Annotated in this window: 22 protein-coding genes; 9 read left to right on the top strand and 13 right to left on the bottom strand. The window is 49.3% G+C overall.

The window, feature by feature from the left end; translation table 11 throughout:
- Positions 1–95 precede the first annotated feature (95 nt).
- The 4 genes from CF168_RS06800 to CF168_RS06785 all read right to left on the bottom strand — a co-directional run bounded on the left by CF168_RS06800 (position 96) and on the right by CF168_RS06785 (position 5,162).
- Positions 96–2,024: an HD domain-containing phosphohydrolase gene (locus CF168_RS06800; RefSeq protein WP_089067410.1), complete on the bottom strand. Its 1,929-nt coding sequence runs from the start codon at positions 2,022–2,024 to the stop codon at positions 96–98.
- A gap of 208 nt (positions 2,025–2,232) precedes the next feature.
- Complete coding sequence (purU, locus tag CF168_RS06795; protein WP_023267379.1) at positions 2,233–3,048, bottom strand: formyltetrahydrofolate deformylase; 816 nt, start codon at positions 3,046–3,048, stop codon at positions 2,233–2,235.
- 216 nt (positions 3,049–3,264) lie between these two features.
- The gene (locus CF168_RS06790; RefSeq protein WP_089067409.1) at positions 3,265–4,746 is read right to left on the bottom strand and encodes a PTS transporter subunit EIIC; all 1,482 of its coding nucleotides are present in this window, start codon (positions 4,744–4,746) and stop codon (positions 3,265–3,267) included.
- Positions 4,698–5,162 (bottom strand): flavodoxin, encoded by a 465-nt coding sequence (locus CF168_RS06785; RefSeq protein WP_089067408.1) that lies wholly within the window; start codon positions 5,160–5,162, stop codon positions 4,698–4,700. Before CF168_RS06785 ends, CF168_RS06790 begins: the two co-directional genes overlap by 49 nt.
- Before the next feature lie 123 nt (positions 5,163–5,285).
- Here CF168_RS06785 and CF168_RS22385 point away from each other — a divergent pair, with 123 nt between their 5' ends.
- Positions 5,286–5,459, top strand: coding sequence for a hypothetical protein (locus CF168_RS22385; RefSeq protein ID WP_039978277.1), 174 nt, complete (start codon positions 5,286–5,288; stop codon positions 5,457–5,459).
- A gap of 149 nt (positions 5,460–5,608) precedes the next feature.
- On the opposite strand, the gene truC is transcribed toward CF168_RS22385, so the two are convergent.
- The gene (gene truC, locus CF168_RS06775) at positions 5,609–6,463 is read right to left on the bottom strand and encodes a tRNA pseudouridine(65) synthase TruC (protein WP_089067407.1); all 855 of its coding nucleotides are present in this window, start codon (positions 6,461–6,463) and stop codon (positions 5,609–5,611) included.
- A complete protein-coding gene (locus CF168_RS06770; RefSeq protein ID WP_089067406.1) occupies positions 6,450–6,770 on the bottom strand; it encodes a YqcC family protein in 321 nt (106 codons plus the stop codon). Before CF168_RS06770 ends, truC begins: the two co-directional genes overlap by 14 nt.
- Before the next feature lie 146 nt (positions 6,771–6,916).
- On the opposite strand from CF168_RS06770, the gene CF168_RS06765 reads away from it, so the two are divergent.
- A complete protein-coding gene (locus CF168_RS06765) occupies positions 6,917–7,930 on the top strand; it encodes a DUF3549 family protein (protein WP_089067405.1) in 1,014 nt (337 codons plus the stop codon).
- Entirely contained in the window at positions 7,927–8,313 is a 387-nt protein-coding gene (locus CF168_RS06760; protein WP_089067404.1) for a DUF3301 domain-containing protein, read from the top strand. Before CF168_RS06765 ends, CF168_RS06760 begins: the two co-directional genes overlap by 4 nt.
- Positions 8,314–9,968: 1,655 nt before the next feature.
- On the opposite strand, the gene CF168_RS06745 is transcribed toward CF168_RS06760, so the two are convergent.
- Both CF168_RS06745 and CF168_RS06740 read right to left on the bottom strand, forming a co-directional pair.
- Positions 9,969–10,274, bottom strand: a complete 306-nt coding sequence (locus CF168_RS06745) for a DUF962 domain-containing protein (RefSeq protein ID WP_089067401.1) — start codon at positions 10,272–10,274, stop codon at positions 9,969–9,971.
- On the bottom strand, positions 10,267–10,905 hold the full coding sequence (locus CF168_RS06740; protein WP_089067400.1) for a GNAT family N-acetyltransferase: 639 nt from the start codon (positions 10,903–10,905) through the stop codon (positions 10,267–10,269). Before CF168_RS06740 ends, CF168_RS06745 begins: the two co-directional genes overlap by 8 nt.
- A gap of 144 nt (positions 10,906–11,049) precedes the next feature.
- On the opposite strand from CF168_RS06740, the gene CF168_RS06735 reads away from it, so the two are divergent.
- Complete coding sequence (locus CF168_RS06735) at positions 11,050–11,283, top strand: DUF2789 domain-containing protein (protein WP_089067399.1); 234 nt, start codon at positions 11,050–11,052, stop codon at positions 11,281–11,283.
- Between the two features lie 49 nt (positions 11,284–11,332).
- Here the strand turns inward: CF168_RS06735 and CF168_RS06730 are convergent, their stop codons facing one another.
- On the bottom strand, positions 11,333–11,731 hold the full coding sequence (locus CF168_RS06730) for a DUF3192 domain-containing protein (protein ID WP_089067398.1): 399 nt from the start codon (positions 11,729–11,731) through the stop codon (positions 11,333–11,335).
- A gap of 147 nt (positions 11,732–11,878) precedes the next feature.
- On the opposite strand from CF168_RS06730, the gene CF168_RS06725 reads away from it, so the two are divergent.
- Together CF168_RS06725 and CF168_RS06720 are read left to right on the top strand one after the other, a co-directional pair.
- Positions 11,879–12,262 (top strand): hypothetical protein, encoded by a 384-nt coding sequence (locus tag CF168_RS06725; protein ID WP_089067397.1) that lies wholly within the window; start codon positions 11,879–11,881, stop codon positions 12,260–12,262.
- Positions 12,262–13,035 carry a Zn-ribbon-containing protein gene (locus CF168_RS06720; RefSeq protein ID WP_089067396.1) on the top strand — a complete coding sequence of 258 codons (774 nt, stop codon included), beginning with the start codon at positions 12,262–12,264 and terminating at the stop codon, positions 13,033–13,035. Before CF168_RS06725 ends, CF168_RS06720 begins: the two co-directional genes overlap by 1 nt.
- 89 nt (positions 13,036–13,124) lie before the next feature.
- On the opposite strand, the gene syd is transcribed toward CF168_RS06720, so the two are convergent.
- Positions 13,125–13,775, bottom strand: coding sequence for a SecY-interacting protein (gene syd, locus CF168_RS06715; RefSeq protein WP_089067395.1), 651 nt, complete (start codon positions 13,773–13,775; stop codon positions 13,125–13,127).
- Positions 13,776–13,834: 59 nt separating this feature from the next.
- Between syd and queF the strand changes: the two genes are divergently transcribed.
- Positions 13,835–14,695, top strand: a complete 861-nt coding sequence (gene queF, locus CF168_RS06710; RefSeq protein WP_089067394.1) for an NADPH-dependent 7-cyano-7-deazaguanine reductase QueF — start codon at positions 13,835–13,837, stop codon at positions 14,693–14,695.
- 94 nt (positions 14,696–14,789) lie between these two features.
- On the opposite strand, the gene CF168_RS06705 is transcribed toward queF, so the two are convergent.
- The 3 genes from CF168_RS06705 to CF168_RS06695 all read right to left on the bottom strand — a co-directional run bounded on the left by CF168_RS06705 (position 14,790) and on the right by CF168_RS06695 (position 17,280).
- Positions 14,790–15,530, bottom strand: coding sequence for a sporulation protein (locus tag CF168_RS06705; protein ID WP_086902358.1), 741 nt, complete (start codon positions 15,528–15,530; stop codon positions 14,790–14,792).
- 61 nt (positions 15,531–15,591) lie between these two features.
- Entirely contained in the window at positions 15,592–16,113 is a 522-nt protein-coding gene (locus CF168_RS06700) for a hypothetical protein (protein WP_011623414.1), read from the bottom strand.
- Between the two features lie 168 nt (positions 16,114–16,281).
- Positions 16,282–17,280: a 4'-phosphopantetheinyl transferase family protein gene (locus CF168_RS06695; RefSeq protein ID WP_089067393.1), complete on the bottom strand. Its 999-nt coding sequence runs from the start codon at positions 17,278–17,280 to the stop codon at positions 16,282–16,284.
- A gap of 380 nt (positions 17,281–17,660) precedes the next feature.
- On the opposite strand from CF168_RS06695, the gene CF168_RS06690 reads away from it, so the two are divergent.
- Together CF168_RS06690 and CF168_RS06685 are read left to right on the top strand one after the other, a co-directional pair.
- Positions 17,661–18,530 carry a helix-turn-helix domain-containing protein gene (locus CF168_RS06690; protein WP_089067392.1) on the top strand — a complete coding sequence of 290 codons (870 nt, stop codon included), beginning with the start codon at positions 17,661–17,663 and terminating at the stop codon, positions 18,528–18,530.
- Positions 18,527–26,446: a type I polyketide synthase gene (locus CF168_RS06685; protein WP_089067391.1), complete on the top strand. Its 7,920-nt coding sequence runs from the start codon at positions 18,527–18,529 to the stop codon at positions 26,444–26,446. Before CF168_RS06690 ends, CF168_RS06685 begins: the two co-directional genes overlap by 4 nt.
- Positions 26,447–26,485 lie beyond the last annotated feature (39 nt).

Here is a 26,485-nt window from a genome sequence, read left to right as displayed (position 1 = left end):
TAAGGGATGAACGATTAATGACGATTTGGAGCACATGCGGCAGACACCTTGGGTTCAGTTCATCCAACCAACGCTGGTAAATCAAACCTAAGATGTTAAATCAACCGCTCCGCCTCTTGGCGATCCTTGTTTGCCATGGCGATGGTTCGCCAACCAATCACACCTATCGCATGCTGAGCTTTATTCACCACGACCAAAAACTCAGTATCCATTTGGTTAAGCAGCTGCAATGCATCTTCAGAGGTGGCGACATCGCTAATCAAAGGCACTGAGTGCTCCATAATTTGATGGGCTTTTTTTCGCAGGAATGCCCTGTCGTGTTCCCGCTCCGCCGCTGTGCCAATCAAGGGGCTAAGCCAATAATCCACTAGGCGCTGAGTGATCACACCGATGATTTTATGGCTCTCATCGAGTACCACCGCCACCTTGGCATGGGCCGCAGTTAATAAACGTTTGATATCGGCAAGCTCATGGTCGAGTGTCACCGACACCACAGGATCCAATACCGCAGCGCCGACATGATCACTAATACTCAGTTCGCGATTGATTAAAATCTCTAAGCAAGTATCGACAATTTTCGCGTCAAACAAGCTGCCTCGACCCGCTTTTAATACCTCAGTCATTTTAGCCAACCCCATAGAGGGGCGATAAGGGCGATGGGACAAGATAGAGTCGGCCACATCGGCCACGGCAATGATCTTGGCCTCATAAAGGATCGCTTTATCCTTCAAGCCTAAGGGATAACCCGAACCATCGAGCCGCTCGTGGTGCTGCAAAATCATCTGCTTAATCGGCCAAGGGAATTCCACATCGGCAACAATTTCGGCTCCATGCAACGGATGGGTTTGAATTAATGCGTACTCTTCTTTGGATAATTTAGAGGGTTTAGTCAAAATCTGCGACGGGATCGCAAGCTTACCAATATCGTGTACCAGCGCACCGATTTTAAGCCCTTCTAATCGCTGCGGTTCAAGCCCGAGTTTTTCACCAATCAAATAGCTTAACTGGGCAACCGATTTTTGGTGCCCTGCGGTATAGGCATCCTTTAATTCAAGCGCCTCCGAAATCGCGCTGATAAGCTGGGTCAAGGATTGGGATAACTGCTCTTTTTGCGCCTTGATGATTTTTGATTGGCGCGACACCGCCCGCAGACTGCGAGGAAGCTCAATCGAATGCCATAAAATACTCGCGAAGGTCAGGAGCGAACGGGCATCATTGCGGCTATAGGGCTCGTCTCGCCCCACGACACACACTATCCCGGCTAAACGGTGATGGAACACCATAGGCACAGCAAGATAGCGCTCCCCCAGCAGTAAGCGGTCAAACAACAAATTATCCGGCCGATTATCCGCTAACGTATTCTCAATAATGGGTTTGTAATCTTTAACACACTCCTGCCATAGCTGACTTTCCAGCTCTGAGGCTTGAGTATTTTCTTCGACAAATTCGGCCTGGTTGACCTTAGGCTCGGGGTAGTCCGAACGGGCCGCGAGGGTAAGTGACTTAGATTTATCGTTATGCAGCAAAATGAAGCCGTAGCGGCTGTTCATCAACGCAATCGCCTTTGCGACGGCGACCTTAAACACTTGTTCCTGTGGAGATTGGATCACATCATCAATATGTTGCAACCAAGCATCGCTCGCTTGAATCGCTTGGCGATAATCGGCATGCAGCCCTTTGAGTGGCCATTCTTCGAAATTGATTTCAGAGAGGATGAGTTGCCAGCCCTGCTCAGGAATAGCGTGCAGGGCAAAATGCACCCGCATGCCCTGATTATCCCGCAGCACCAGCCCGATGTAGTTATCGGTACGTTGAAGAATATCACGACAAAGTTCGGCATTAAATTCAGTGAATAACTGGCAAATCGGCTGATTGATGATCTGTGCCGCCGAGCGCTGGCAACGCTGATAAAACGCCCGGCTCATGCACTGCACCCGAAACTGACTATCTAGCCGTGCCCAAGACAAAGGTAAATCCTCGGGCAGGTCTTTTATTCCTATAATGAGGCTACGGCTCATAGACATCAAACACCTCTTCCATGATGAATGCACTGGCCGAACAACAATCTCAAATCAAGTGCTTGAGGTTCGGCTCAAGGTGCAGCAACTAGGTGATAACGTCTTAAATATTGCAAGTAACCTTACTGATAGCAAGCCCAAAGCCGCGTGTTAATCCTAAAGTCTTAGTCGGCAAGTCCGCAGCTATATTTCAAGCTCATACAAAAAGTTAGCCTTAAAAAACAATGGTTTTATTACCATAAACCACCACTTGCTCATTCAGCACTAGCTGTAACGCTTTGCTAAGGACACTTTTTTCGACATCGCGCCCCGCTTTGGCCATTTCAAGCGCGCTGTAACTGTGATCGACGGGGATCACGTCCTGCTTAATGATTGGTCCTTCATCGAGGCAATTATTCACAAAATGCGCAGTCGCGCCGATGATCTTTACCCCTCGCTCCCAAGCTTGGCGGTAAGGGGCGGCCCCAATAAAAGCAGGCAAGAAAGAGTGATGGATATTGATGATACGGTTTGGATATTCGGCGACAAAATCCGGTGTCAGCACCCGCATATATTTGGCGAGCACCAGATAATCGGGCGCATATTGCGACACGGCGGCCAATAACGCCTGCTCATGCTGGATTCTGTCGAGCCCTTCATGACTCACAAGGTGAAAAGGAATATCAAATTTTTCAACCAATTCCCTTAACACGTCATGATTACCCACCACAGCAGCTATCTCAACATTCAAGCCGCCATAGTAGGCCTTCATCAGCAGATCGCCCAAACAATGGGCCTCTTTGGTGACTAATACGACGATGCGCTTCTTGCCCGCGCTGACCAAGGTCATATGATTTTGGGCGGGTAACACCTCACGCAGATCCTGCAGTAATTGCTCGCTGTTAAAGTGCCCCTCAAGCTCAGTACGCATAAAAAATCGCCCCTGAGCATTATCCACAAACTCACTGTTTTTAATGATGTTAAGCTGATGATTAAAACAAACACTGGTGATTTTGGCGATAAGCCCTTGGGCATCGGCGCAATCTGTCATCAGAATTTTACGTGCTAAGGCGGGTTGCGCGTTCGATACTACTTCATGCTGTGACTGCAAAATCTGCTCTCCTCTATGATCCCTCATTCGAGTGTGCCATAGCCAATCCACTCATACAGCATGAAAAGCTTATTTTTTGTGATAAAAAGTGAATTTATTGTGAGTTAACTTTATTAAACACAATAAATCAGCGATTAATTTCAATAAGATGTAATATTAACGCCGGGTATCTAAATAGCGCTGTAAGACTTTGCGTAGGGTTTCAGCCTTAGTGCCATACACCACTTGCACGCCTTTGCCCATCACAATCACGCCCTTAGCACCCAGCTGGCTGAGCCGCACTTTATTGACGAGCTCAGGGCTGTGCACACTCAAGCGTAACCGGGTAAGACAAGCATTGAGCTCAACAATATTCTCGCGACCACCCAATGCAGCAATGATGGCTCTTAAACTCTCTTTGGCGCCATGAGGTTCATCGGGTTCGAGTCGTCCTGGCGTCTTTAAATTAAATGCCAGAATACTGCCCCTAAACAGCAGGTAATAAATCACCGCCGTCAGCGGCCCTAAGAATGCAAACCAACCCGTATTGCGCGAGAGGGGAAACAGCAGCGTGAAATCCACCAGCCCATGGGAGAACACAATACTGTGGTGAATATCGAGCATGATGCAGACAAAATATGCCAGCCCCGACAGCAACACATGGATAAGAAACAGGATAGGTGCCACAAACATAAAGGCGAACTCAATCGGCTCTGTGACTCCGGTCAGCCAACTGGCCGCCGCCGCGGAAAGCATAATACCCGCAACCCGATTACGCTCTGAGGGATCGGCGCAGCGCCAAATGGCCAGCGCCGCCGCGGGGAGTCCCCACATTTTAATCAAATAACCGCCCGCTAAATTCCCCGCCTGCGGATCGCCGGCTAAATAGCGCGCCACTTCACCCCGAACCACTTCAGCGTTCTGTAACTGGTATTGGCCGACTTCTAAATAGAAAGGCGCATTCCAGATATGATGCAAACCGAGGGGAATGAGTAAACGTTCGAGCGCGCCATAAACCCCAAAGGCGATGGCCGGTTTTTGGTAAACCGCCCAGTCGGACACACGCTCGATGAGCAGAGATAACGGCGGCCACACATGGGCAAGGATATAACCTAAGCCCATCGCCAACGGAATAATCAATAAAGAGGCGCTACGTCGCCCCTCAAAAAAGGAGAAAATTGCGGGCAGGCGAATATATTGACTCCAGCGCACGGCAAAGCAAGTCACGCCACCAATCAACATGCCGCCGGCAATCCCTGTGTCTAAGGTTTCCATGCCGAGTAGTAATTGGGTCGGCAATTGGTAGAGATCCGCTAAGGCGGCTAAGGTGGCCGTCATCACCCCATAACCAAATACGGCAGTAAAAGCGGCGATGCCTTGATCACGGCAAAACCCTATCGCCACCGCCACCGCGAATAAAATGGGCATGATGGCGAAAATCAGCTTGCCAACCGCCAGCATTAATACGGTTAGCACCTCGGGCATAAAAGGGATTGGGCTCACAGTTAAGCCCAACATCACACCCGCTGCGGGCAAAATCGCAATAGGAATTAACAGCGCCTGACTTAAACGCTGGGCAAATTTAAACCACTGTTGAGTAACGAAATGACCTAAGCGGCGCGTTCGGATTTGACGATTTGATTCCAGCTTTCCAGCCATTTTATCGCTTCGACCTCAGGTTCCATGGTTTCACAGGCATCAATTTCAAGACGCGCCACAACGGGTTTAGCACCTAACTCACTGAGCAATTCATCTACCGATTTACCCGCACCGCAAAAGGTATCATAACTCGAATCACCAAGTGCGATTACGCTGTATTTCAGCTCAGGCAGATAAGGCGCCGTCTCCTTAAGATGATAATACCAAGGCTGAAGATCGTCGGGTAAATCCCCTTGCCCTGTAGTCGAGGTCACCACCACTAACAACTCATCCTGTGGCGGCGTAAATTGACTAATGTCATTCGGTTGCCACAATTTGGCGTCATAGCCGAGTTCTGTCAGCGCTTTTTCTAAGGTTTCGGCGGTAAATTGTGCGCTACCATACACAGTGCCAAACACCAGATTAACTTTTTTCATGATATACTCCGTGCCACATGCGTAAACGCAACTTAGCTGAAGTTACTTTATTGTGAGGCTTTAGGGCAAGCAACAAGGTAAAAATTTTATAAATCAAGTTATTGAGCATGAGGAAGCGAACTGATGCGACAGAGCAATAGGCAAAAACACCTCAAGCACCAACATAAAACCACCCAAATACGACGTAAACATTACTTTCACGCCGCCCAGCAAAATCTGCAATTACCGCCTAACGCCTCGGCGGAATACTCGACCTTAGCCAGCTTGATATCCAACCTCAAAGCAACCGTTAGTTAAGACCGCCGAATGTTGCAGTGAATTGCATGCAACTAGACATATCTCCAAGATGCAAGCTTAAGTCAGCACTCGCCTTAGGCTAGAAGTATCTTTAAGCTAGGAGTCGCCTTGAGCAAACATTAGCCTTAAACGCCCAAACAAGCATTGCCTTAAACGGTCGTCGTTTGCTCTGCAATCAAGACACTTGGCTCGCAACAAAGTGCGGCATCATCCCAACCCAGTCCTGAAAACACGGTTTCCCATTCGGGTTCAAGCTCGGTTTCGATACTTAAGCGCTTAAGTGTCACCGGGTGAGTAAAGGTTAACTTTTTCGCAATCAGCCACAGTCGGTTGATATCGAAATGTGCGCGGAAAAACGCATTTTGCTTACCATCGCCGTGGGTGGTATCGCCAATAATCGGGTGACGTAAATGCGCCATATGGCGTCTGAGTTGGTGCTTACGCCCCGTTTTTGGACTCAGTTTCACTAACGCGAAGCGACTAGTTGCATAACGCCCCGACGGATAAGGAATTTCGGTATTTAATAGCGGCTCATATTGAGTCACAGCGTCCTGCGCGGCCTTATCTTGATTGGCAAACTTGTCTGCCACCTCATCTAATTCGACTTTGAGCGCATAATCCAACACACCACTCTCATGCATATTGCCACGCACCAGTGCCAAATAGTGTTTTTCAATACTGTGGTTGGCAAATTGCTCGCATAGGGCGTTGGCCACCTCACTGCTTTTAGCAAATAACAACACGCCCGAGGTGGGTCTATCTAAACGGTGTACCGGAAACACATGGCAACCAACTAAGTCCCGAGTCAGTTGCATCGCAAAAAAGCGCTCACGCCGCGCTAAGTAGCTGCGATGAACCAATAATCCCGCGGGTTTATGAATAGCTACCAAGTGCTCGTCTTGATACAAGATACGCAGCTCTGGCGCAGGCTCTGACTGTTCGTCGTTCTCGCTTGGATTGTATTTATCCTCTGGCATATCCAGCCAATCATCATCTAGGTTCATTTAACAACATATCCAATTCATTTAAGACGGCGATTAAAGGCGCTAACGCCGCTTGTTCGGACCACACATGTTCCGCCATCGGGGCTATCGCAATTTTGCTTGGCAAAGGTTGCCCCGCATCGATAAGGGCTTGCATGCGCGGAATAAAGATAAACTGCAACCATTGTTCTAACGACATAAGATCACAGGCAAAAGGCGCCGTACTGGCCATGGCTTCATCACTGGGCGCACGAGTAGACCAAAGCCCGGCACTTTGTAACTCGTGGGCAATTTGGGCTAGTTTGGATTGAGTTTGGCTGTAAAGCATCGATATAAGGTCCATTAAGCCACGGTCATTCGACAATTAAGCGTTGCGACTGAGGCGATAAAAGTGTGGCAATCATACCATCGCGCACAACTTCCCCCTATAATGTCGCCAATTTATTGAGCCTTTTTGATTGATATGGCAGCCAAATGACTGAAATTACCACGCTTAGCCAATTTTTAACGACCGCCAAAACCCAATTCCAAGTCTATGAATTAGGACGAAGAGTACAGCACATCGATATGCTGGCCTTCCATCAAATCGAATCATTAGTCACACCCTACCCTTACCCAATTCAAGGGCATGCCCAATTTGCCATCGTGTTTTGGAACGAAAGCCAACAGCACTTTATTTGGTTCCTAAAACTACCGTTAGACGAACAAGGACTGCTTTCGCCTGCGCCGCGCTCACAGTTTATTGAAATGGTATTAACGGCACTGGGGCAAGATCCGACTCAACCCTTAACCGATGAGCAACAGGATCGCCTCGCTAACAATCCGTTTAGCTTTAAGCCCAGCCAAGAAAAACTGGCGGTATTTAACGCCTTAGTGCGTAAACAATTAGGGTTAAGCGCTTCTATTCAATATGAATTTGCAGTGCAATATCTCTCGGGACAAATTGCACCGAGTGAATGGCAGCATATTGGCCTGCAAGGTTTGAGCGACGTATGTGTTCGCCTTGGTGAGTTAGATCACGAGCAGCAACTCCTTGCCAGTTTTGACAATAGTGCGATTGAAGTGCAAATTGCCCTGTGCCAATGTCTCGAACATCTGCATTTAACAGAAGGACTTGCGAATAAACTTTATGCTAAGTTTGTGGCAGCTCCTCCCGAGTACCAAGCCTATTACTTACGCGCACTCGCTTCTCATACCGAATTGAGCCAACAAGCCCTCGCCCATCTTCAGCAAACCGACCGCTTAGAGGCCAATGAACTCATCAGTATCGCAGGCCGAAACTGGACGGTATTAAAGCAAGAGCTGAGTCGCAGTATTTACCTCGAAGCATTGGCGCGACAACCCCAGGCCTTTTTTAATCAGATCTTTGCTGATATTGTGGCGATACCGAGTTTACGCAATCACTTATTGGGTGAATTAAGGAATCCCAATCGGAGTGTTCAACTATCACAGGCCATTGGTGGCTTGTTTAAGGCTACAAGTAAATGATGTCAGATCTGCTGTTAATTATTGCGCTAATTGTGGTTGCGGCCTTCTTTTGGCAATTACGTCAAATGGCAGAATTAAGCCGTATTTTTGCCGAAAAAGAATGTTGTAGACAAAAAGTACAACTCTTAGCCATCGCAATGGAAACGGCTCGCCCCAGCCTTGGCGGCACGACAGGGATCTGTTGGAGGGCAAAATACCTATTCGAATTCAGCACCGATGGCATTAACCAATACCGCGGCCATATATGGATGCTAGGGAAAAAAGTGCAAAAGATTGAATGGCCTATTTTCCCAGAGCCAGAATGGCAAGAAGCACCAATGGCCAAAGGCAAGTTTGGTGGTTGCGGCAGCCAAAGTAGCTGTAGCTCGGGCAAATGCCATTAATTGACTGCCGTAGACCTTTGAGTTGAATAGACAATGCCGAGTCGTATAGATAACACTCAGCTATAGCTCGGCTCTACATCCGTACTCAATCAGCTTTATCTGCACGAATACCAAAAAAGAAAGGGCGTGGTCATAAGACCACGCCCTTCTGTTCTCTGTTAAGCTATCCCGCTATTTTCGTGCTCCCTGCACCATCCATGCGTCAACTTGCATCCTGCATCATCCCTGTTCAATCCGTGATATTTCCCTGTACTCAACGTACTTCCCTATCTCTTGGCGTTCCTTTTACCAAGCTTGCTCTTTCCTGAGCGGTTCCAGCATCATCCGTGAAATAGGTTCAGTAGCATCCTTTCTATTGCACTCCATGTGCCATTGCAATCCTGTGCAATTAGGCTATCTATCCCTGATAGTCTTTCCTTCCGTGGTTCGCATCGCTTTCATCCTGAAAGTCTCTCCTTACCACTCCATCAGTGTTTATTCCTTAAACACTGTCCAGTCATCCTGACTGCTAACTTCCTGTTCGCTGTAGTTCCGTCTACAAATGAATTCTACGACAGCTATGGCAGGCAAGCTTTCGCAAAAGATAAAAATGTAAGCCGCCATATTAAGTTCATAATGGAAAAAATTTCTTAACATATTGATTAGATGTGACTTACCTAAAACTAGGTAGTCATTGTCAGTCAAAAAACTTACAAATCACTTACAGCCTTGTGAGATATATCTCACAAGAAGTCGGGCAATTTATGCCGTTGGAAGGCACAAACATTGATTTATCCCGAGACGCTTAAACACATCAAAGGAAATAGCGACTGCATAAAAGAGTAAAAATCGTTCGATAGATTTTATTTTAAGATATACCGCACGTAAAAGTGGACATTATGACATATTGTAAAAATAGGCGTAGGAGAATAGAAAAAAGAAAGGGGCGCACTATGTGCACCCCATTTATCCTCTGCAAGCCATCCTGCTTGATTGTGCTCCCTGCACCTTCCTTGCGATCGTTTGCTCCCTGCAAGCGTCCTTTAATCCCTTTATTTCCCTGTGCAGTGAAGTCTCCACTACACTCAATCCTTTGACCCGAATATCCTATTTCGGCTCCTGTCACATCCAGTGACTCATCCCAATCGCGTCCTGCTGAATCCTTTCCTCACCATAGTACAAGCTGTTCACCCTTATACTTATCCTTTTACTCGATACTTCCTGCATCCAGTAACGCTTAATCCTTAAGCTTGTCCTTTTCATCCTGAAACCTGCTATCCCAGCAGATACAACGTCCTCTATCATCCATGAGAAAGCAGCCTTGCTTTTCCTTAGCCTATCCTAGGCAGATGACAGTTTTCCTACTGTCAGTGGTTCAAATCCAAGAACCTGAATTCGTCGCTTCTTGCGTCCCTCTCGCCTGTATTGCAATCCCTGCTGTCCATTTGCTTTGGCGATGAGTTAATTCTACGTGGTTCTCGCTATTTTTGTTTCGGTTAAAGAACACACACTAGCGCACTTTTCATACAATCAAGCTTTATTAAAACATAACACTATGATTTTAAATACACTTTAAAAGCTGTGATTACAAAACAGTCAGTAAGAAAACATTTTATCCTACAGGCTTTGTAAGCGATCTCTCACACGGGTGTCAGCTTCTCACTGGTCAGGGATATTTAGCACTTCAACTTACCGGTGATAATTTGTGCAAACATCACCCAATCACCCATCAAACTGTACAAGGGATATTGGAATGTCGCGGGGCGATTATGCTCAAACACAAAGTGTCCCACCCAAGCAAAACCATATCCCACTAAGGGGATAAACAGTAAAAGCCAACCATTTGCGAAAACCAGCGCAGCGACGAATAACAGGAGCACTATAAAACTGCCAATAAAGTGCAATCGCCTGCAGCTCAAGTCCTGGTGCTGTGAGAGGTAAAAAGGGTAAAACTCAGCGAAGGAGCGGTAAGGTTCATTCATCTTGTTGGCCCGTGTAAAAAAGTAATTGTCCGGCCACATTGCCTATGCTCAATTCTCCGAGGGAGACAAAATCATGTTGCATAAATAACTGGCTATGGGCTTCTTGAGTAGTAAAGACCCCAATCCCCTCAAGTTCGGGCTGCTCATCGCACCAACTTACTACGGCTTGCACAAGTTGATGACCTAACCCCTTTCCCTGCTCATTAGGCGCAAGGGCAATAAATTGTAGGATCCCGCAGTGCTCGCTCGGTAGCAGCTCGACGATGCTCGATTCTTTCTTCATTATCGCCTGAGTCGATTGCCAGCCTGTACCAAGCAACATCTTGAGTCGCCAGTGCCAATAGCGGCCCTCCCCGAGGGGCACTTCCTGAGTGACCACACAGGCAACACCAACTAAGCGTGTTTGATCAAACAGCCCAATTAAGGCTTGCTTCTCCTGCCAGAGCGCATTCAACTCTTCACGGATTGCGGCACGTAATTTTTGTTCGTAGGCGAATTTGTCTGAAGTGGATAAAGCATCCACAAAGAAAGGGTCGTCATGATAGGCGTTGTAGAGAATCGAAGCGGCGAGGCGTAAATCTTCGGCGGTGAGATAAACTGCACGGCACTCATCCAAGGTATTATTGTCCATTTTTAGAATTCCTTGATTTAGATCACACTCTTAGGAGTAATTATCACTGTATCAAGGAAACAAAAAAGTGCAAATTTTAATCATAGATTGCATTTTTCAGTGAGTTGCATACCCTAAATAAAGGCACACTGAGAGGATGCGAGCATGGATACAACGCCAGTCGATTTGAGTCATCTATTTGAACAGTTGGGATTAGCCAATCAAGCTCAAGCCATAGGGCAGTTTATTGCGACCCATCAACTTCCCCCTGACACACACTTAACCGAAGCGCCATTTTGGACGCAGGCACAAAAGAGTTTTCTGACCGAGGCATTAGAGGCCGATGCCCAGTGGACCGAACTTATCGAGCAGCTCGATGTGCAATTAAGAAAGCCCTAATGACTTAGGGCTGAGACTGAATCACTTCATGGCGAGTTGCGTTGAGTCGTTAAATTTTGTTGTAGGCGGTGTCGCCCCAACCGACTAACACACTGTTACTTAAGACGATTGGCGTGCATTCATCCTTAGTGGTTTTACCGTCACTGTGGGTATGCTGGGTGCGATAAAAGAGGACCAACACTTCTTTATCGGCTTGGCCGTCTTTCTGCTGCAGATAAGATTCGCTAAAGTCCGAGGCGCCCATCAGGGTCATCACTTGGTCTTTGCTCATGCCAAGGCTGAGCTTAGTCAGATTATTGCGGTTTTTGTCCTGTGTTTTTTCCCAAGATTCGTTGCTATCCCACTTAGATTCACTGTCACCGACATTGACCACACAACCGCTAAGACCTAAGCTTGCTAACCCTAAAAACGTGACCGCGATGAGTTTGCGATTAATATTTGCGTTCATATTATGACTTCCTGTGTACTTGTTATAAAAATGCTTAAAAAGCAAAATCAATGCCAAACAGCAATGCATTGATTTATAAGAACTAAAACAACCACATCACAGTAAGTTAGTGAAAAACACGATATACATTAAGGAATTTCACTTATTATGAGTCCGATTGACCAAGTGTTAGCAGCAGCGTGCGCACTCGAAGCCAGCGGTAAAACCCCAAGCCTTGCCTTGATAAAAAGCCGCGTCGGTAACAAAATCCCCATGCCGCTGTTAATCCAAGGATTACAGCAGTTTAAATCGATACCCAAAGCCGAGCGTGAGCGTTTAGCGGCCCAATCACAACCCGTGGTTGAAGAGACTCATACCGCCGAAGCTTCGCCCCCCACAGTCGCCACACTGGCGCAACAGTTAGTCCAGTTACAACAAGGTATTGAGCAAGCTCTCGCGTTAAAAAACAACGAGATCATGCAACTCAAAAATGAACTTATCGAGCTGAAACAACGTGTCAGTCAACTCGAATCCCAAGGAAAATCCGCTTAATGTTTGTCACCGAATTGCGCTTTGAATGCTTTGCCGATACCACCATCAGTGCGGCAGAACGTGCCATCAATCAATTACTCGAAGCTTACCGTGCTAATGGCCAAATCCTTGGCCGCGAATTTGCCGTGGCATTCAATGAGGGCGAATTCCGAGTACGCCTACTCACGCCTGAAAAAAACAGTTTGAATCATCGTTATCACAGCCCTTGGGTGAAAAAAGCACTGGCGGAATTAACCGAGGCTAAGCTACTGGCGCCACGCGAAAAATTCATCGGTCAGGATATTAATTCTGAGGTGAGTAATACTGAGCCACCCAGCTGGCAACTGCTCTACACTAGCTATGTGCATATGTGCTCGCCCCTGCGAAGTGGCGATAACCTATTGCCCATCCCGCTGTACCAAATCCCCGCCACTTTTAATGGCGATCATAAACGGGTTATCCGCTGGCAAACCGAGTGGCAAGCCTGTGATGAGTTACAAATGGCGGCCGCCACTAAGGCAGAATTTGCTGCGCTAGAAGAATTATCCAGCCCAAACAGTGATTTATTTAGGAGAGGTTGGGACTTACGCGGCCGAATCGAATACCTGACCAAAATCCCCACTTACTATTATTTGTATCGCGTCGGGGGACAGGATCTGCAATCCGAGTTAGCTCGCCCCTGCCCACGCTGTGGCAGTCAAGACTGGAAACTCGACGAGCCGCTATTAGATATGTTCCACTTTCGCTGCGAACCTTGCCGCATAGTGTCTAACTTGTCTTGGGACCATCAATAACGCCCAGTGCTGAAGCGCAAACTCGGCAGGCAAAATAGCCGAGTTTGCAAGAGGCTTTTTCAAGAGACCTTTGCAACATTTCCCCGCGCTTAACGCTTACCTATCAGGTTGTGCCACATACGTTTAAAGCTGGCAAAAATCCCCGGATGTTCGAGCGCCGGCATAGGCAATTCTTCATGTTTCACAGGTGGCGCGATACGTGGCGATAAAGCCTCAATAAATTCAGCTACACTCGGCGCCAATTGGGTGGAAGGTAGCTCGCCAGGGATTTCAACCCACACACTACCATCAGCATTATCAACGGTTAGCATCTTATCGCCCTCATCGAGCAAACCAATAAACCAAGTTGCCGGTTGCTTGAGCTTTTGCTTCATCATTAAATGGCCGATGATGTTTTGTTGTAGGGCATCAAAATCTGCCTCATTCCATACCTGCAACAATTCGCCCGTGCCCCATGGTGAATCAAACAACACGGGCGCGGCAAAATACTCCCCATAAAAGTGATTGATATCCGGCCACAATGTTAGTTCAAGCGCATGCTCAACATTCGCAAAACTGCCGAGCTGTTCACGCTTAACGGGGAGCCAAGACACCGCCTCTTCGGATGATTCATCAAACTCACCTTGAATACACAAAGATGGCTCGCCCTGCGGGTAATATCGCGGTAATTCGCCTAAAGTTGATAGGTAAGACTGATGATAGTTTTGCAAAAATTTATCGAGAGCAGGCAGACAAGACACTTAAGCACAATCCAATTTCGGGTATAATGTGCGCCTATTTTGACATGGAAACAGTATTGATGACACACAATCACGATCCCTATAGTGATGCAAAAGAGCTTGCCGGCCTAACCTTAGGTAAAGCCACGGATTACCAAGCCGAGTATGATGCGTCGCTGCTGCAAGGGGTTCCTCGCTCACTTAACCGTAACGCTATCAACCTCACGGCGGAAAGTTTGCCTTTCCACGGAGCCGATATCTGGACGGCCTATGAGTTGTCATGGCTAAACGCCAAGGGCAAACCTATGGTGGCTATTGCCGACATTCAGCTAAGCCATGAAAGCCAAAATCTGATCGAGTCAAAATCCTTCAAACTGTATTTAAACAGTTTTAACCAAACCAAGTTCGACAATATCGAAGCGGTGCAAAAAACCTTAGTGCAGGATCTGAGTGAATGCGCCCAAGGCCAAGTCACGGTAAAGATTATTGAGCCTAAGAGTTTTGGTATTCAACGCGTCGTCGAACTGCCAGGCACTTGCATTGACGATCTGGATATCGAAGTCAGCGACTATGACTTTAACCCGGATTATCTTGAAAACAGCACAGATGACAAACAGATTGTTGCCGAGACACTCAATTCTAATCTGTTGAAATCAAACTGCTTAATCACCTCTCAGCCGGACTGGGGCAGTGTGATGATCCGTTATCAAGGGCCTAAAATCGATCGCGAAAAGTTACTCCGCTATTTGATTTCGTTCCGCCAGCATAACGAGTTCCACGAGCAGTGTGTCGAGCGGATTTTTGTCGATTTAAAACATTACTGCCACTGCACTAAGTTAACCGTTTACGCCCGCTATACCCGTCGCGGCGGCCTAGACATTAACCCTTACCGCAGTGATTTTGAGCACCCAGGCGAGAGCCACCGCTTAGCAAGACAGTAATCAACTTGCAGCAAAAAGCCCTGAGTAATCAGGGCTTTTTTATTGTCTGTTGTAAGCTATTCAACCAAGCTCACAACTTAAACTGTACCTGCACTTAGCCCAAATTCGCCCTAAAAATCTCTTGCACTTGGCTCAACGTGGCATTGTTTGGCAGGCTGAAATACAAGTAACCATCGCCACGGAATGCGCGGTCAAGCTCAAGCAACACATGGGTTTGCTCGGCATCGCACACCAGAGAAACCTCTATCTCTCGCAAACGATTAAAGCCCATATTGCGCGGCTTAAACTCTAGCTCTTGGTAACAACCCGATGTGGAACGAAAGGCGCGTGTATTGAGGAAACCTTGCTCCACATCGGCTTTAACTAACACAAAACCAAGGCCGTCCATCGCCTTTAACACATGCTCGGCAATCGCCGTTGGCATAATAACCAGCGCATCGATATCGCTAGGGTCGAGCGCGGTATCTATGTCCACTCCCGTTTGTAACCATACCTGGGATTGATTATTGCGCACTGGGAGCTGAGTAAAAGGGGTTTCGGGGTGCAATTTACCTGAAAACGGGATCTCGCGAATTTCACCCGCTTGAATTTCAAAGGACTCAGTCAAGCGCCAGCTCGCCAAGCGATGGTTCTTAAAATAGTCGCCGTTATCGCTACTCACTTTCACCTTAGTCATTAGGGCTAAGTCGAGGCCAGAGATCTGCTGCGGCACATTACCGCCTTTAACGACGATAGTGGCATTAAAGATTTGACCTGGCAGCAGTCGATTATCAATTAATTGGGTATCGACCGTCGCACCACCGATACCGACAGAGGCCAGCAGTTTTTTAAACATGGGATTTCCTTATGTTGCTAAGGCTGCGCGGATAAGCAGCCGTAATACAGCGGTTATTCAATTAATGAGCAGATTTGCACTCGAGCAATAATTGCTGGAAATGCGCGCCTAAATCCTGCTGAGCAAATTGTTCACTGGCGAGTGCCATTTGCTTAAGGCTTTGCATGGCTTGCTCGACACCCTGCTGTTCGATCAAACTTTTAGCATAGGCCGCCGCATCCGCGCCCTTTTGTAACAGGCTTGCGACTTGATCAAAACTGACCTCTTGTTCCATCACCTTCTGTAAATCGCCGAGTAATTCGGCCACCTTGGCCGACTCTACTAAGGCGCCTTCGACACTCACTAATTTACCGAGGGGATCTTGGCTAAGTTTTTCGGCCACACAGGCCGATACTGTGCCCGCCGCCGCACTTTGAGCGACCACATCGAGCCCGCGGCTGCGGATTTGCTCAACCACTTGTTGTAGTTGGGGATCTTGAGCAAGCCATGCCTGCTCTAATTGCTGTTTTTCATCGCCACCAAAGTAGCCACAGCCACCAAGCAGTAGCAAAGTGGTGGTCGATAAAAGGCATTTGAATTTCATGATTAACAACCTTGTCAGTGAGTTCTCTGGCGTGACTATAGCGAGCTAGGTTTAATCCAAAATGAAATATGAACGGAGGAATAACAAAGTCAGTGAAGGGACAAGAAACTGAATTAAAAGCAGTAATTCAAGAACGAAGGCGACCTAAGCCTTAGTGCGAAGGCCGCACTAGATGGCAGAGCACGCCGCCAGTAATGCAGTGATACTGGTCAGCTGCATTGAAATAGTCACCTTCGCCAACCTGTCATCCTGCACTAAGCTGTCACCATCAACCAAGCTGAGCCCAAAACGATATTCCTCATCAAGTCGGCCAAAATAACTCCGCCAATGCTGGGCATGGGAGCTTGTGGCATCCTGCGCAGTTTCAGGTTCAATCAGCAGCTTAATAATGGAATAAAGTGGAATACGCGATGGGAGTTGAAGATAAGAACAGGGCATAGCTTGGCTCGGTAAAGCAAAGTTCTCTTGTCGCTTGAGTTCAACCCAGTTCGGGGAGGCGACAGCTTGCAGCGCGCCACCATCAACCGCCAGCAAACTGTTTGGGGCTAAGTCAAAGGCAAAGGATTTCAGCGACTGCGCTAGGCCCAAACCCGTTGCCTTGATGTAGGATTCCTTGAGTGCCCAAAGATCAAAAAAGCGCTGCCGCTGCGCATCCTCGCCCTCAAGGGCTAATAAGCCTTCGGTTTCAATCGCGGAAAAATAATGATTAAGGATCGGGTAAATATGAGTACTGGCGCGGGCACGCTCGATATCCACACCCAAGCCTAAACGGGGCTGCGCTGTGTTAGCGTTTTCTCCCTTGTCATCATCTTGCGCTAAGGCAATCAATAACCAGTCGCCACTGTGGCTCAAGTTAAACTCAATGCCAGTACTCAGAAACTGCTCATGGTTAAGACTGGGTTTGCCCTTTGCCCCATACTCAAAACACCAATCTTGGGGGGCAATCTGTCGTTGGGTAGTGCAAGATGAGGCTCCACCGCGAGATTGCAGTCCTTGAGATAAGACGCAGCGCAGCGCCGCTCGCACCAATAAGCCGTTCATTTGCGCCTTAGGCGCACGGTAACGCGCCACTTTAGCGCGCTCGTCCTCACTCAAGAGCGCCATACACGCATTCGTGCTGGCCGCATCCATTTCGGTTAATGGTATAAAAAAAAGCTCAATATTCATTAATTTATCCCAACAACACTTGGGTTTAACGGCTGCCCTATTCTACTCAGTTCTACTCGCCTGACGAGCAGTATCTTAATTTGGTTTCTAATCTTATGAATTTAAATGATTATTTAAACATAGACCCTGTGCTACACAGGAGTTTGGCTCACTTGAACAGAGTCATTTGAACATTAAAAAATCATTTCAAGTCCCATATGATTGTATCGAGCCGAAACCTCAGGTAATCTGCATCACCATTGTGCGTAACAAAACACATAGCTCACGGGTTTTAAGCCTAGATTAAGCATGAGTCCACACTCCGCTTTGGCAGGCAAGTTTAAGCAGTCCCGATAGATTATGTTGGATGAAAATAATAAAGATGGGACAGCACTAACAACATGAGTTCTCGAAAAGTGGGTACTCAAGCCGCGGATCATGCTCAGGCTGATAAGCCGAGCTCGGAGCACAAATCCGCCCCCAAAACGGCTAGGCACCGCAATGCCACCACCACGCCGGAGATGCGACACTTTATTCAGCAATCTGAATTGAGTGTGAGTCAGCTCGCCAAAATTTTAAATATTACCGAAGCCACAGTGCGTAAATGGCGCAAGCGCGAGTCAGTGAACGACAGCCCGAATACGCCGCATCACCTCAATACCACCCTCACTCCGATGGAAGAATACGTGGTGGTGGGACTGAGATATCAGCTCAAACTGCCGTTAGACAGGCTGCTCAAGGCCACTCAAACCTTCATTAACCCCAATGTGTCCCGCTCGGGGTTGGCCCGCTGCCTTAAGCGTTATGGGGTTTCGCGCCTCGATGAGTTTGATCAAGAGCTTGTGCCTAAACAGTATTTTAATCAATTACCTATCAGCCAAGGCAGCGATGTTCAGACCTACACGGTCAACTCCGAAACCTTGGCCAAGGCGCTTGCCCTGCCAAGCACAGATGGCGACACCGTAGTGCAAGTGGTGTCCCTCACCCTGCCGCCGCAATTGACCGAGGCCGAACCTAAATCGGTACTCCTTGGCATAGATAGCAAGGCAGATTGGATTTATATCGATATTTATCAAGACAGTAACACCCAAGCGGCCAATCGCTACATCGCCTATGTGCTGAAGGATGGGCCGTTTCATCTGCGTAAATTGCTGGTACGCAACTACCACACTTTTTTAGCCCGCTTTCCTGGCGTACAAACCCCAAAAGCCATCGCTAAATCCCTTAATAAGGCAACGACCAAACGCTTTGCCAGTGGAGACTCGTTATGAGCCATACCCCATCACAGCCTCAATTATCAACCGATGAAAAAGCCGATAAGAGACTGAATAAACGCTTAAAAGATATGCCGATTGCCATCGTTGGCATGGCGAGTATCTTTGCTAACTCACGCTATTTGAATAAGTTTTGGGATTTAATTTGCGACAAGATTGATGCCATTACCGACGTGCCCGAATCCCACTGGTCGATTGATGACTATTACGATGCGGATAAGTCCAAGGCCGATAAGAGCTACTGCAAACGCGGTGGTTTTATGCCAGAGGTCGACTTCAATCCGATGGAGTTTGGTCTGCCGCCCAATATTTTGGAACTCACCGACAGTTCGCAGTTACTCTCACTGGTCGTCGCCAAGGAAGTCCTGCAGGATGCCAATCTGCCAGACGACTACGACCGTGACCGCATCGGCATCACCCTCGGGATTGGCGGTGGTCAAAAACTAAGCCATAGCCTCAATGCGCGCCTGCAATATCCAGTGCTGAAAAAAGTATTTAAAAGCAGTGGCCTGAGCGATGAAGATAGCGAGCTGCTGATCAAAAAATTCCAAGATCAATATGTCCACTGGGAAGAAAACTCTTTCCCCGGCTCCCTGGGCAACGTGATTGCCGGACGCATCGCCAACCGTTTCGATTTAGGGGGGATGAACTGCGTCGTCGATGCCGCCTGCGCCGGTTCGCTTGCCGCCATGCGTATGGCGCTGACCGAACTGACCGAGGGTCGCAGCGACATGATGATTACCGGCGGTGTCTGTACCGACAACTCGCCCTACATGTATATGAGTTTCTCAAAAACGCCAGCCTTTACCACCAACGAACAGATTCAACCCTTTGATATCGATTCTAAGGGCATGATGATTGGCGAAGGGATTGGCATGGTCGCCTTAAAACGCCTCGACGATGCCGAGCGCGATGGCGACCGTATCTATGCGGTAATCCAAGGCGTGGGCGCATCATCAGACGGTAAATTTAAGAGCATTTATGCACCGCGCCCCGAAGGCCAAGCCAAGGCATTAGAGCGCGCCTATGATGACGCAGGCTTTGCGCCGCACACAGTAGGCTTGATTGAAGCCCATGGCACAGGCACAGCAGCAGGCGATGTGGCCGAATTCAATGGCTTAACCTCAGTATTCTCGAAGGATAATGAACAGTTACAGCATATCGCTTTAGGCTCAGTCAAATCTCAGGTCGGTCATACTAAGTCCACCGCGGGCACGGCGGGTGTGATTAAAGCAGCATTGGCGCTGCACCATAAAGTCTTGCCGCCAACAATTAACGTTAGTCAGCCTAACCCTAAATTGAACATTGCCCGCTCGCCCTTTTATCTCAATACCGAGGCGCGCCCTTGGATCCAACGCAGTGACGATACGCCGCGCCGCGCCGGGATAAGCTCCTTCGGTTTTGGGGGCACTAACTTCCATTTAGTGCTCGAAGAATATCACCCCGAACACGCGCGCGATGACGCCTATCGCCAGCGCAGCGTGGCACAAAGCTGGCTGTTTGCCGCCGCCGACAAAACCGCCTTGCTGAGCGAGTTAAAAACCGCATTGCAGCAAGCAACTGCGGCCAAAGCAGAACTTTCTCAGGCGCATTTTGTTGCCTTTGCAAAAGCCTACGCCCTGCGTGAACTAGCGCCGCAATCGGCCCGTCTTGGCTTTATCGCCAAGGACTATGCCCAGTTACAGACTCTGTTAACCCAAGCGATAGCGCAGCTAGAATCCAATAGCGCCGAGAGCTGGCAGTTACCCTCAGGGATAAGTTTCCGCGCCCAAGCGCTGGTCAAGGATAACCACAAGGTTGCGGCCTTATTTGCCGGTCAAGGCTCGCAATACCTGAATATGGGACTGGAAATTGCCAACAACTTCCCCGAGCTTCGTCGCCATATCCACGCCAGCGATAAAGTGTTTAGCGACCGTGGTGAGGCTTCGCTTTCAAGCGTGCTGTACCCGATCCCCGCCTTCGATGACGAATCGAGAAAAGCGCAGGAAAGTGCATTAACCAATACCCTTTATGCCCAAAGCGCCATCGGCGCGATCTCTATGGCGCAGTACGCCCTGTTGACTCAGGCGGGTTTCGCCCCAGATATGCTCGCAGGTCATAGCTTTGGTGAGCTTTCGGCCCTGTGCGCCGCTGGCGTTATCTCTATGGATGATTACATCAAGCTGGCCTTTGAACGTGGGCAGGCAATGGCGCAGTCACCTCAGGATGCCGACTCCAGTCGTGATGCTGGCGTCATGTATGCCGTTATTCTTAAGCAAAAACAAGATATTGAGGCAGTCAACGATTGCCTTGCGCAGTTTGACGACGTCAAGATTGCCAACTACAACTCACCGACTCAACTGGTGATTGCAGGCGCTACTACAGCGACACAACAAGCCGCTAAGGCCATTGGCGAGTTAGGCTTTAAGGCAATTGCCCTGCCCGTTTCCGGCGCCTTCCACACGCCATTGGTTGCCCATGCGCAAAAGCCCTTTAGCGAAGCCATTGATAAGGCTCAGTTCAACACGCCAAAGATTGCCCTGTATGCCAATGGCACTGGTCAGCTACACCCTATCGAAGCCAACGCCATCAAAACCGCCTTTAAAGATCATATGCTGCAATCGGTGCACTTTAGCGAGCAGCTAGAGGCCATGTATGCCGCTGGTGCACGGGTGTTTGTCGAGTTCGGCCCGAAAAACATTCTGCAGAAGTTGACAGAAAATACCTTAGCCGCGCAGTTAAACGAGCTTTGCCTTATCAGCATTAACCCGAACCCTAAAGCTGATTCCGACAGCCAACTGCGCAGTGCTGCGGTGCAACTGGCGGTTGCGGGGGTAACACTAGGGGAAATCGACCCTTATCAAGCCGAATTGATTGCGCCAGCAACGCCTTCGGCCATGAATATCAAGCTCAACGCGACCAACTACATCAGCCCAGCGACCCGCAACAAAATGGTCGATTCGCTGCAATCGGGCAAAATTACCAGCCAAGTGCAGTATGTGGATCGCCTCGTTGAGAAAGTGGTTGAAAAAGTCGTTGAAAAACCAGTGATTGTCGAAAAAATTCTAGAAAAGGTTGTCGAAGTGGAAAAGCCAGTGGCACAAAATAGCAATACTATTCAACAACAAACGTCTGCACAGCCAGCCAACGTTGCCGCTGGACAGGCGAATCAAGATGCCCTGAGCGCCTTTTTTGCCGCCCAAACCCAGGCCGCGCAATTACATCAACAATTTTTAGCGATCCCGCAGCAATACGGCGATACCGTCAGTGCCCTGATGGCAGAGCAAGCCAAAATGGCAAGCCTTGGCATCGCCATTCCGGAGAGCCTGCAACGCTCGATGGAGCTGTTCCACCAGCATCAGGCACAAACCCTAAAGAGCCATGCTGAATTTATGCAATTGCAGACCAGCAGCAGCCAAGCGGCATTAGCCCTACTCGGCCAAATGCCAGCGCCTCAGGTTCAAGCCCCCATTCAAGCAGCACCAGTGGCGGTTGCACCAGTGGCAGTTACAGCGGCAACGCCTGTCGTTCCAGCACAGGCCCCCGTGGTTCAAGCGTTAGCCGCAGAGCCAAAAGCGACTGTTGCACCTGTGAGTGAGCCCCAAGTTCAGCAACCACAAGTGCAAACTGTGGCGACAGCAACTCGCGCGCTTTCCGAGAAGTCAGTCGTGCAGCAAATCGAGACAGCCATGCTGGCAGTGGTTGCCGATAAAACGGGTTACCCCGTTGAAATGTTAGAACTTGGCATGGATATGGAAGCCGACCTTGGTATCGATTCTATTAAGCGCGTGGAAATTCTAGGCACAGTACAGGACGAATTACCTAACCTGCAAGAACTGAGCCCTGAAGATTTAGCCGAGTGTCGCACCCTAGGGGAAATTGTCGCGCTGTTTAGCCAAGCGACTCCTGTAACAGCTGCAGCCTCAGTTAGCCATGCGACACCAAATGCAGTACTCGCAAGTGCAGTAGCTGCAAGTGCGGCGCTATCTAATGATGAAATTGAGCGCACTATGATGGCGGTGGTAGCCGACAAGACTGGCTATCCCGTGGAAATGCTGGAACTGAGCATGGATATGGAAGCCGACCTTGGTATCGATTCTATCAAACGCGTGGAAATTTTAGGCACGGTACAGGACGAGTTACCCGACCTGCCAGAACTCAGCCCTGAAGATTTAGCCGAGTGTCGCACCCTAGGGGAAATTGTCGCGCTCTTTAGCCAAGCGGCTCCTGTAGTATCGACAGCCGTAGTAGCTGCGGCCACAGTTAGCCATGCGGCACAAAATGCAGTACTCGCAAGTGCAGTCGCCACAAGTGCGGCGGTTTCTAATGATGAAATTGAGCGCACTATGATGGCGGTGGTCGCCGATAAAACGGGTTATCCCGTTGAAATGCTGGAACTCAGTATGGATATGGAAGCCGACCTTGGTATCGATTCTATTAAGCGCGTGGAAATTTTAGGCACAGTACAGGACGAGTTACCGAACCTGCCAGAACTGAGCCCAGAAGATTTAGCCGAGTGTCGCACCCTAGGGGAAATCGTCGCGCTCTTTAGCCAAGCGGCTCCTGTACCCGCTGCTGCACCAGTCAGCCATGCGACACAAAATGCAGTACTCGCAAGTGCAGTAACCACCAGCGCGGTTTCTAATGATGAAATTGAACGCACTATGATGGCGGTAGTGGCCGACAAGACCGGCTATCCCGTAGAAATGCTGGAACTCAGTATGGATATGGAAGCCGACCTTGGTATCGACTCCATTAAGCGCGTGGAAATTCTAGGCACAGTACAGGATGAGCTACCGAACCTGCCAGAACTGAGCCCAGAGGATTTAGCCGAGTGTCGCACCCTAGGGGAAATTGTGGCGCTCTTTAGCCAAGCGACTCCTGTAACAGCTACTGCCACAGTTAGCCATGCGACACAAAATGCAGTTCTCGCAAGTGCAGTCGCTGCAAGTGCGGCGCTATCTAATGGCGAGATTGAACGCACTATGATGGCGGTCGTGGCCGACAAGACCGGCTATCCCGTTGAAATGCTGGAACTCAGTATGGATATGGAAGCCGACCTTGGTATCGATTCCATCAAGCACGTGGAAATTCTAGGCACAGTACAAGATCAATTGCCAAACCTGCCAGAACTGAGCCCAGAGGATTTAGCCGAGTGTCGCACCTTGGGTGAGATTGTCTCCCTCTATGCGGGTTCGCAAGCATCAAGTGAGGCGCCGCAGCAAAACCATGCTGCGCCAATTCAAGAGATTCAAGAGGCAACTGCAGAAACCGTCGAGGAAACTATCGACCTGCCGCCCCATAGTGAGGTGATGCTAAAAAAGTTGCCAGCGGCGGCTGAGTTAGCGCGCATCATAGCGACTAGCGATGTTCAACTGACGGCAAACAGTTACGTCGTTATCGGCGACGATGGCCACAACGCGGGGGTGATTGCCGAAAAGCTTCACGCCCAAGGCGTTAAGGTCGCGGTTGTACGCTCACCGAAAACGGTTGTGACCAGCGCATCGCCACTCGATAGCCATATTGCCAGCTTCACGCTGGAGGCGATTGATGATGACAGTATTTGTGAGGTCATCAATCAGATTGAAGCGCTTGGCCAAATCGCCGGTTTTATTCATCTGCAGCCACAACATAAGTCCGATGTGGATAAAGGTGCTGGCTTAGTGCTGGCAGACGACGCCAAAGCCTCGGTCGAGCAAGCCTTCTTGTTCGCCAAACACTTACAACCGCTGTTAACTGAGCGCGACCACTGCCGCTTTGTCACCGTCAGCCGTATCGACGGTGGCTTTGGCTATATCGGCATGGACGAGTCGGCTGGCGCTGTTATTAGCCTGAGTGAACTCAACCAAGCGGCGCTCTCTGGACTCACGAAAACCTTAAATCACGAATGGCCGGGAGTGGTTTGCCGCGCGCTGGATATCGCGCCAAACTTGGACGCTAAAACGGTCGCCAATGCGGTAGTGCAGGAATACTACCTCCAAGATGCGCCAGTCGAAGTCGGTATTGATAGCGAGCTTGAGCGCACCACCTTAGTCGCTGGCAATGCCGTGCTTCGCCGCAGTGGCGCGTCTCTCTGGTCTGCGGACAAAATCCTCGTCACAGGCGGCGCTAAGGGCGTCACCTTCGAGTGCGCCTTAAGTTTAGCGAAACGCTGCAAGGCACATTTTATCCTCGCGGGTCGCAGCGCCCATCAAGGGATCCCCGCTTGGGCTCAGGGTAAAAATCGCAACGAGCTGAAAGCCGCAGCCATTGCACATCTGCAAAGCCTGGGTGATAAACCCACGCTAAAACAAGTGGATGCCTTAGTTTGGCCAGTACAAAGCAGCCTTGAAATCAGCAATGCCTTGCAGGCCTTTGAAGCCGTGGGCGCCAGCGCCGAATACTTAAGCCTGGATGTTAACGATCCTGCCGCCATTGCCAGCACTATTGCGCCTATCAGCGCCCTATCGCCCATCACGGGGATTATCCACGGCGCGGGCGTACTTGCCGATAAACATATTCAAGACAAAACCTTAAGCGAACTTGAACGCGTTTATGGCACTAAGGTGACCGGACTTAACAATCTGCTGTCAACGCTGGATCTTAGCCAGTTAACGCTCATCGCCCTGTTCTCTTCTGCGGCGGGTTTTTACGGCAATACAGGCCAGAGCGACTACGCCATGTCTAACGACATTCTCAACAAGGCCGCGCTGCAACTCGCGCAGCAATTGCCGCAAGCCAAGGTGATGAGCTTTGACTGGGGGCCTTGGGATGGCGGCATGGTCAATCCTGCGCTGAAAAAGATGTTTATCGACCGCGGGGTTTATGTCATTCCACTCAAAGCCGGTGCCGAGTTATTTGCCAGCCAATTATTGAGTGATACAGGGGCGCAGCTGTTGGTCGGAACCGATATGCAGGGCAATACTGCCAATACCGTTGAAGCTGCATCAGCAAAAAAGCCTGAAGCGGATCTAACCACGGCGTTAGATCCGCAGCCTATGGCCCAAACGGTGCCGCAAAGCATTCGCGTCATGCGCAGCCTCGACCCTAAACGCATGAGCTTTATTGAGGATCATTGCATCAACGGTCATGCGGTGTTGCCAACGGTATGCGCCATCGATTGGATGCGTGAGGCCGCCAAGGCCCATTTAGGTAAGGCGGTGAGTGTCTGCGATTATCGACTACTCAAGGGAATTATCTTCGATGAGGCGCTGCTTGCCCGCGATGCGCCTATTGAGCTCGAACTAATGCTCACGCCGCTTGCCGACGCGACACAGCAATCGACTGAGGCGTTAACCGCGCTGATAAGCTTTGAAGGTCGCCCGCAGTATCAGGCAGTGTTAGTGGCGCAGACGGATGATACGGCAGACGTGCAGCGTTTCGAGGTTGGTGAGTTGCATTCTCTGATGCAGGAGATGGCACAGCAACCCGCTATCGCGAACCGTGAGTCGCTCTACAGCGATGGCACACTGTTCCATGGCCCAAGACTGCAAGGCATAAGCGAAGTGCTCGCCTTTGATGATCAGCAGCTTATCGCTAAGGTAGCACTGCCAACGGTGGCCTTAGATGACTGTGGTGAGTTTGCGCCAAATATTGAGGATAAAGGCACACAACCCTTTGCCGAAGATCTGTTATTGCAGGCCATGCTCGTGTGGGCGCGCCTTAAATATCAAGCGGCAAGCTTACCCAGTACCATTGGCGAGTTTGTGTCCTATTCGCCCTTAGGTTTTGGCGAGAAGGCGGTATTAGTGCTGGATGTTATCAAGCATTCGTCCCGAACGCTTGAAGCCAATATTGCGCTTTATCATCAAGATGGCCGATTAAGCTGCGAGATGAAACGAGCCAAGGTTACGGTCAGTAAGACGCTCAACCAAGCGTTTTTGGCCAATAAACCTCAGCAGCCAATGCAAGAGCAGGCAGTCGCCCAAAGCTCGGCCGAGGTAAGTGTTAAGTGACACTCGACCCAAGCGCAGATGCCGCATTAAGCAATGCGG

Source organism: Shewanella bicestrii, assembly GCF_002216875.1.
GTDB lineage: Bacteria > Pseudomonadota > Gammaproteobacteria > Enterobacterales > Shewanellaceae > Shewanella > Shewanella seohaensis.
This window is presented reverse-complemented; position numbering and strand designations above follow the sequence as displayed.

Excerpts from the sequence above, each read along its gene's own strand:
- CF168_RS06800 (WP_089067410.1), bottom strand. The coding sequence starts at position 2,024 with ATGTCTATGAGCCGTAGCCTCATTATAGGAATAAAAGACCTGCCCGAG.
- purU (WP_023267379.1), bottom strand. The coding sequence starts at position 3,048 with ATGACAGATTGCGCCGATGCCCAAGGGCTTATCGCCAAAATCACCAGT.
- CF168_RS06790 (WP_089067409.1), bottom strand. The coding sequence starts at position 4,746 with ATGGCTGGAAAGCTGGAATCAAATCGTCAAATCCGAACGCGCCGCTTA.
- CF168_RS06785 (WP_089067408.1), bottom strand. The coding sequence starts at position 5,162 with ATGAAAAAAGTTAATCTGGTGTTTGGCACTGTGTATGGTAGCGCACAA.
- CF168_RS22385 (WP_039978277.1), top strand. The coding sequence starts at position 5,286 with ATGCGACAGAGCAATAGGCAAAAACACCTCAAGCACCAACATAAAACC.
- truC (WP_089067407.1), bottom strand. The coding sequence starts at position 6,463 with ATGAACCTAGATGATGATTGGCTGGATATGCCAGAGGATAAATACAAT.
- CF168_RS06770 (WP_089067406.1), bottom strand. The coding sequence starts at position 6,770 with ATGCTTTACAGCCAAACTCAATCCAAACTAGCCCAAATTGCCCACGAG.
- CF168_RS06765 (WP_089067405.1), top strand. The coding sequence starts at position 6,917 with ATGACTGAAATTACCACGCTTAGCCAATTTTTAACGACCGCCAAAACC.
- CF168_RS06760 (WP_089067404.1), top strand. The coding sequence starts at position 7,927 with ATGATGTCAGATCTGCTGTTAATTATTGCGCTAATTGTGGTTGCGGCC.
- CF168_RS06745 (WP_089067401.1), bottom strand. The coding sequence starts at position 10,274 with ATGAATGAACCTTACCGCTCCTTCGCTGAGTTTTACCCTTTTTACCTC.
- CF168_RS06740 (WP_089067400.1), bottom strand. The coding sequence starts at position 10,905 with ATGGACAATAATACCTTGGATGAGTGCCGTGCAGTTTATCTCACCGCC.
- CF168_RS06735 (WP_089067399.1), top strand. The coding sequence starts at position 11,050 with ATGGATACAACGCCAGTCGATTTGAGTCATCTATTTGAACAGTTGGGA.
- CF168_RS06730 (WP_089067398.1), bottom strand. The coding sequence starts at position 11,731 with ATGAACGCAAATATTAATCGCAAACTCATCGCGGTCACGTTTTTAGGG.
- CF168_RS06725 (WP_089067397.1), top strand. The coding sequence starts at position 11,879 with ATGAGTCCGATTGACCAAGTGTTAGCAGCAGCGTGCGCACTCGAAGCC.
- CF168_RS06720 (WP_089067396.1), top strand. The coding sequence starts at position 12,262 with ATGTTTGTCACCGAATTGCGCTTTGAATGCTTTGCCGATACCACCATC.
- queF (WP_089067394.1), top strand. The coding sequence starts at position 13,835 with ATGACACACAATCACGATCCCTATAGTGATGCAAAAGAGCTTGCCGGC.
- CF168_RS06705 (WP_086902358.1), bottom strand. The coding sequence starts at position 15,530 with ATGTTTAAAAAACTGCTGGCCTCTGTCGGTATCGGTGGTGCGACGGTC.
- CF168_RS06700 (WP_011623414.1), bottom strand. The coding sequence starts at position 16,113 with ATGAAATTCAAATGCCTTTTATCGACCACCACTTTGCTACTGCTTGGT.
- CF168_RS06695 (WP_089067393.1), bottom strand. The coding sequence starts at position 17,280 with ATGAATATTGAGCTTTTTTTTATACCATTAACCGAAATGGATGCGGCC.
- CF168_RS06690 (WP_089067392.1), top strand. The coding sequence starts at position 17,661 with ATGAGTTCTCGAAAAGTGGGTACTCAAGCCGCGGATCATGCTCAGGCT.
- CF168_RS06685 (WP_089067391.1), top strand. The coding sequence starts at position 18,527 with ATGAGCCATACCCCATCACAGCCTCAATTATCAACCGATGAAAAAGCC.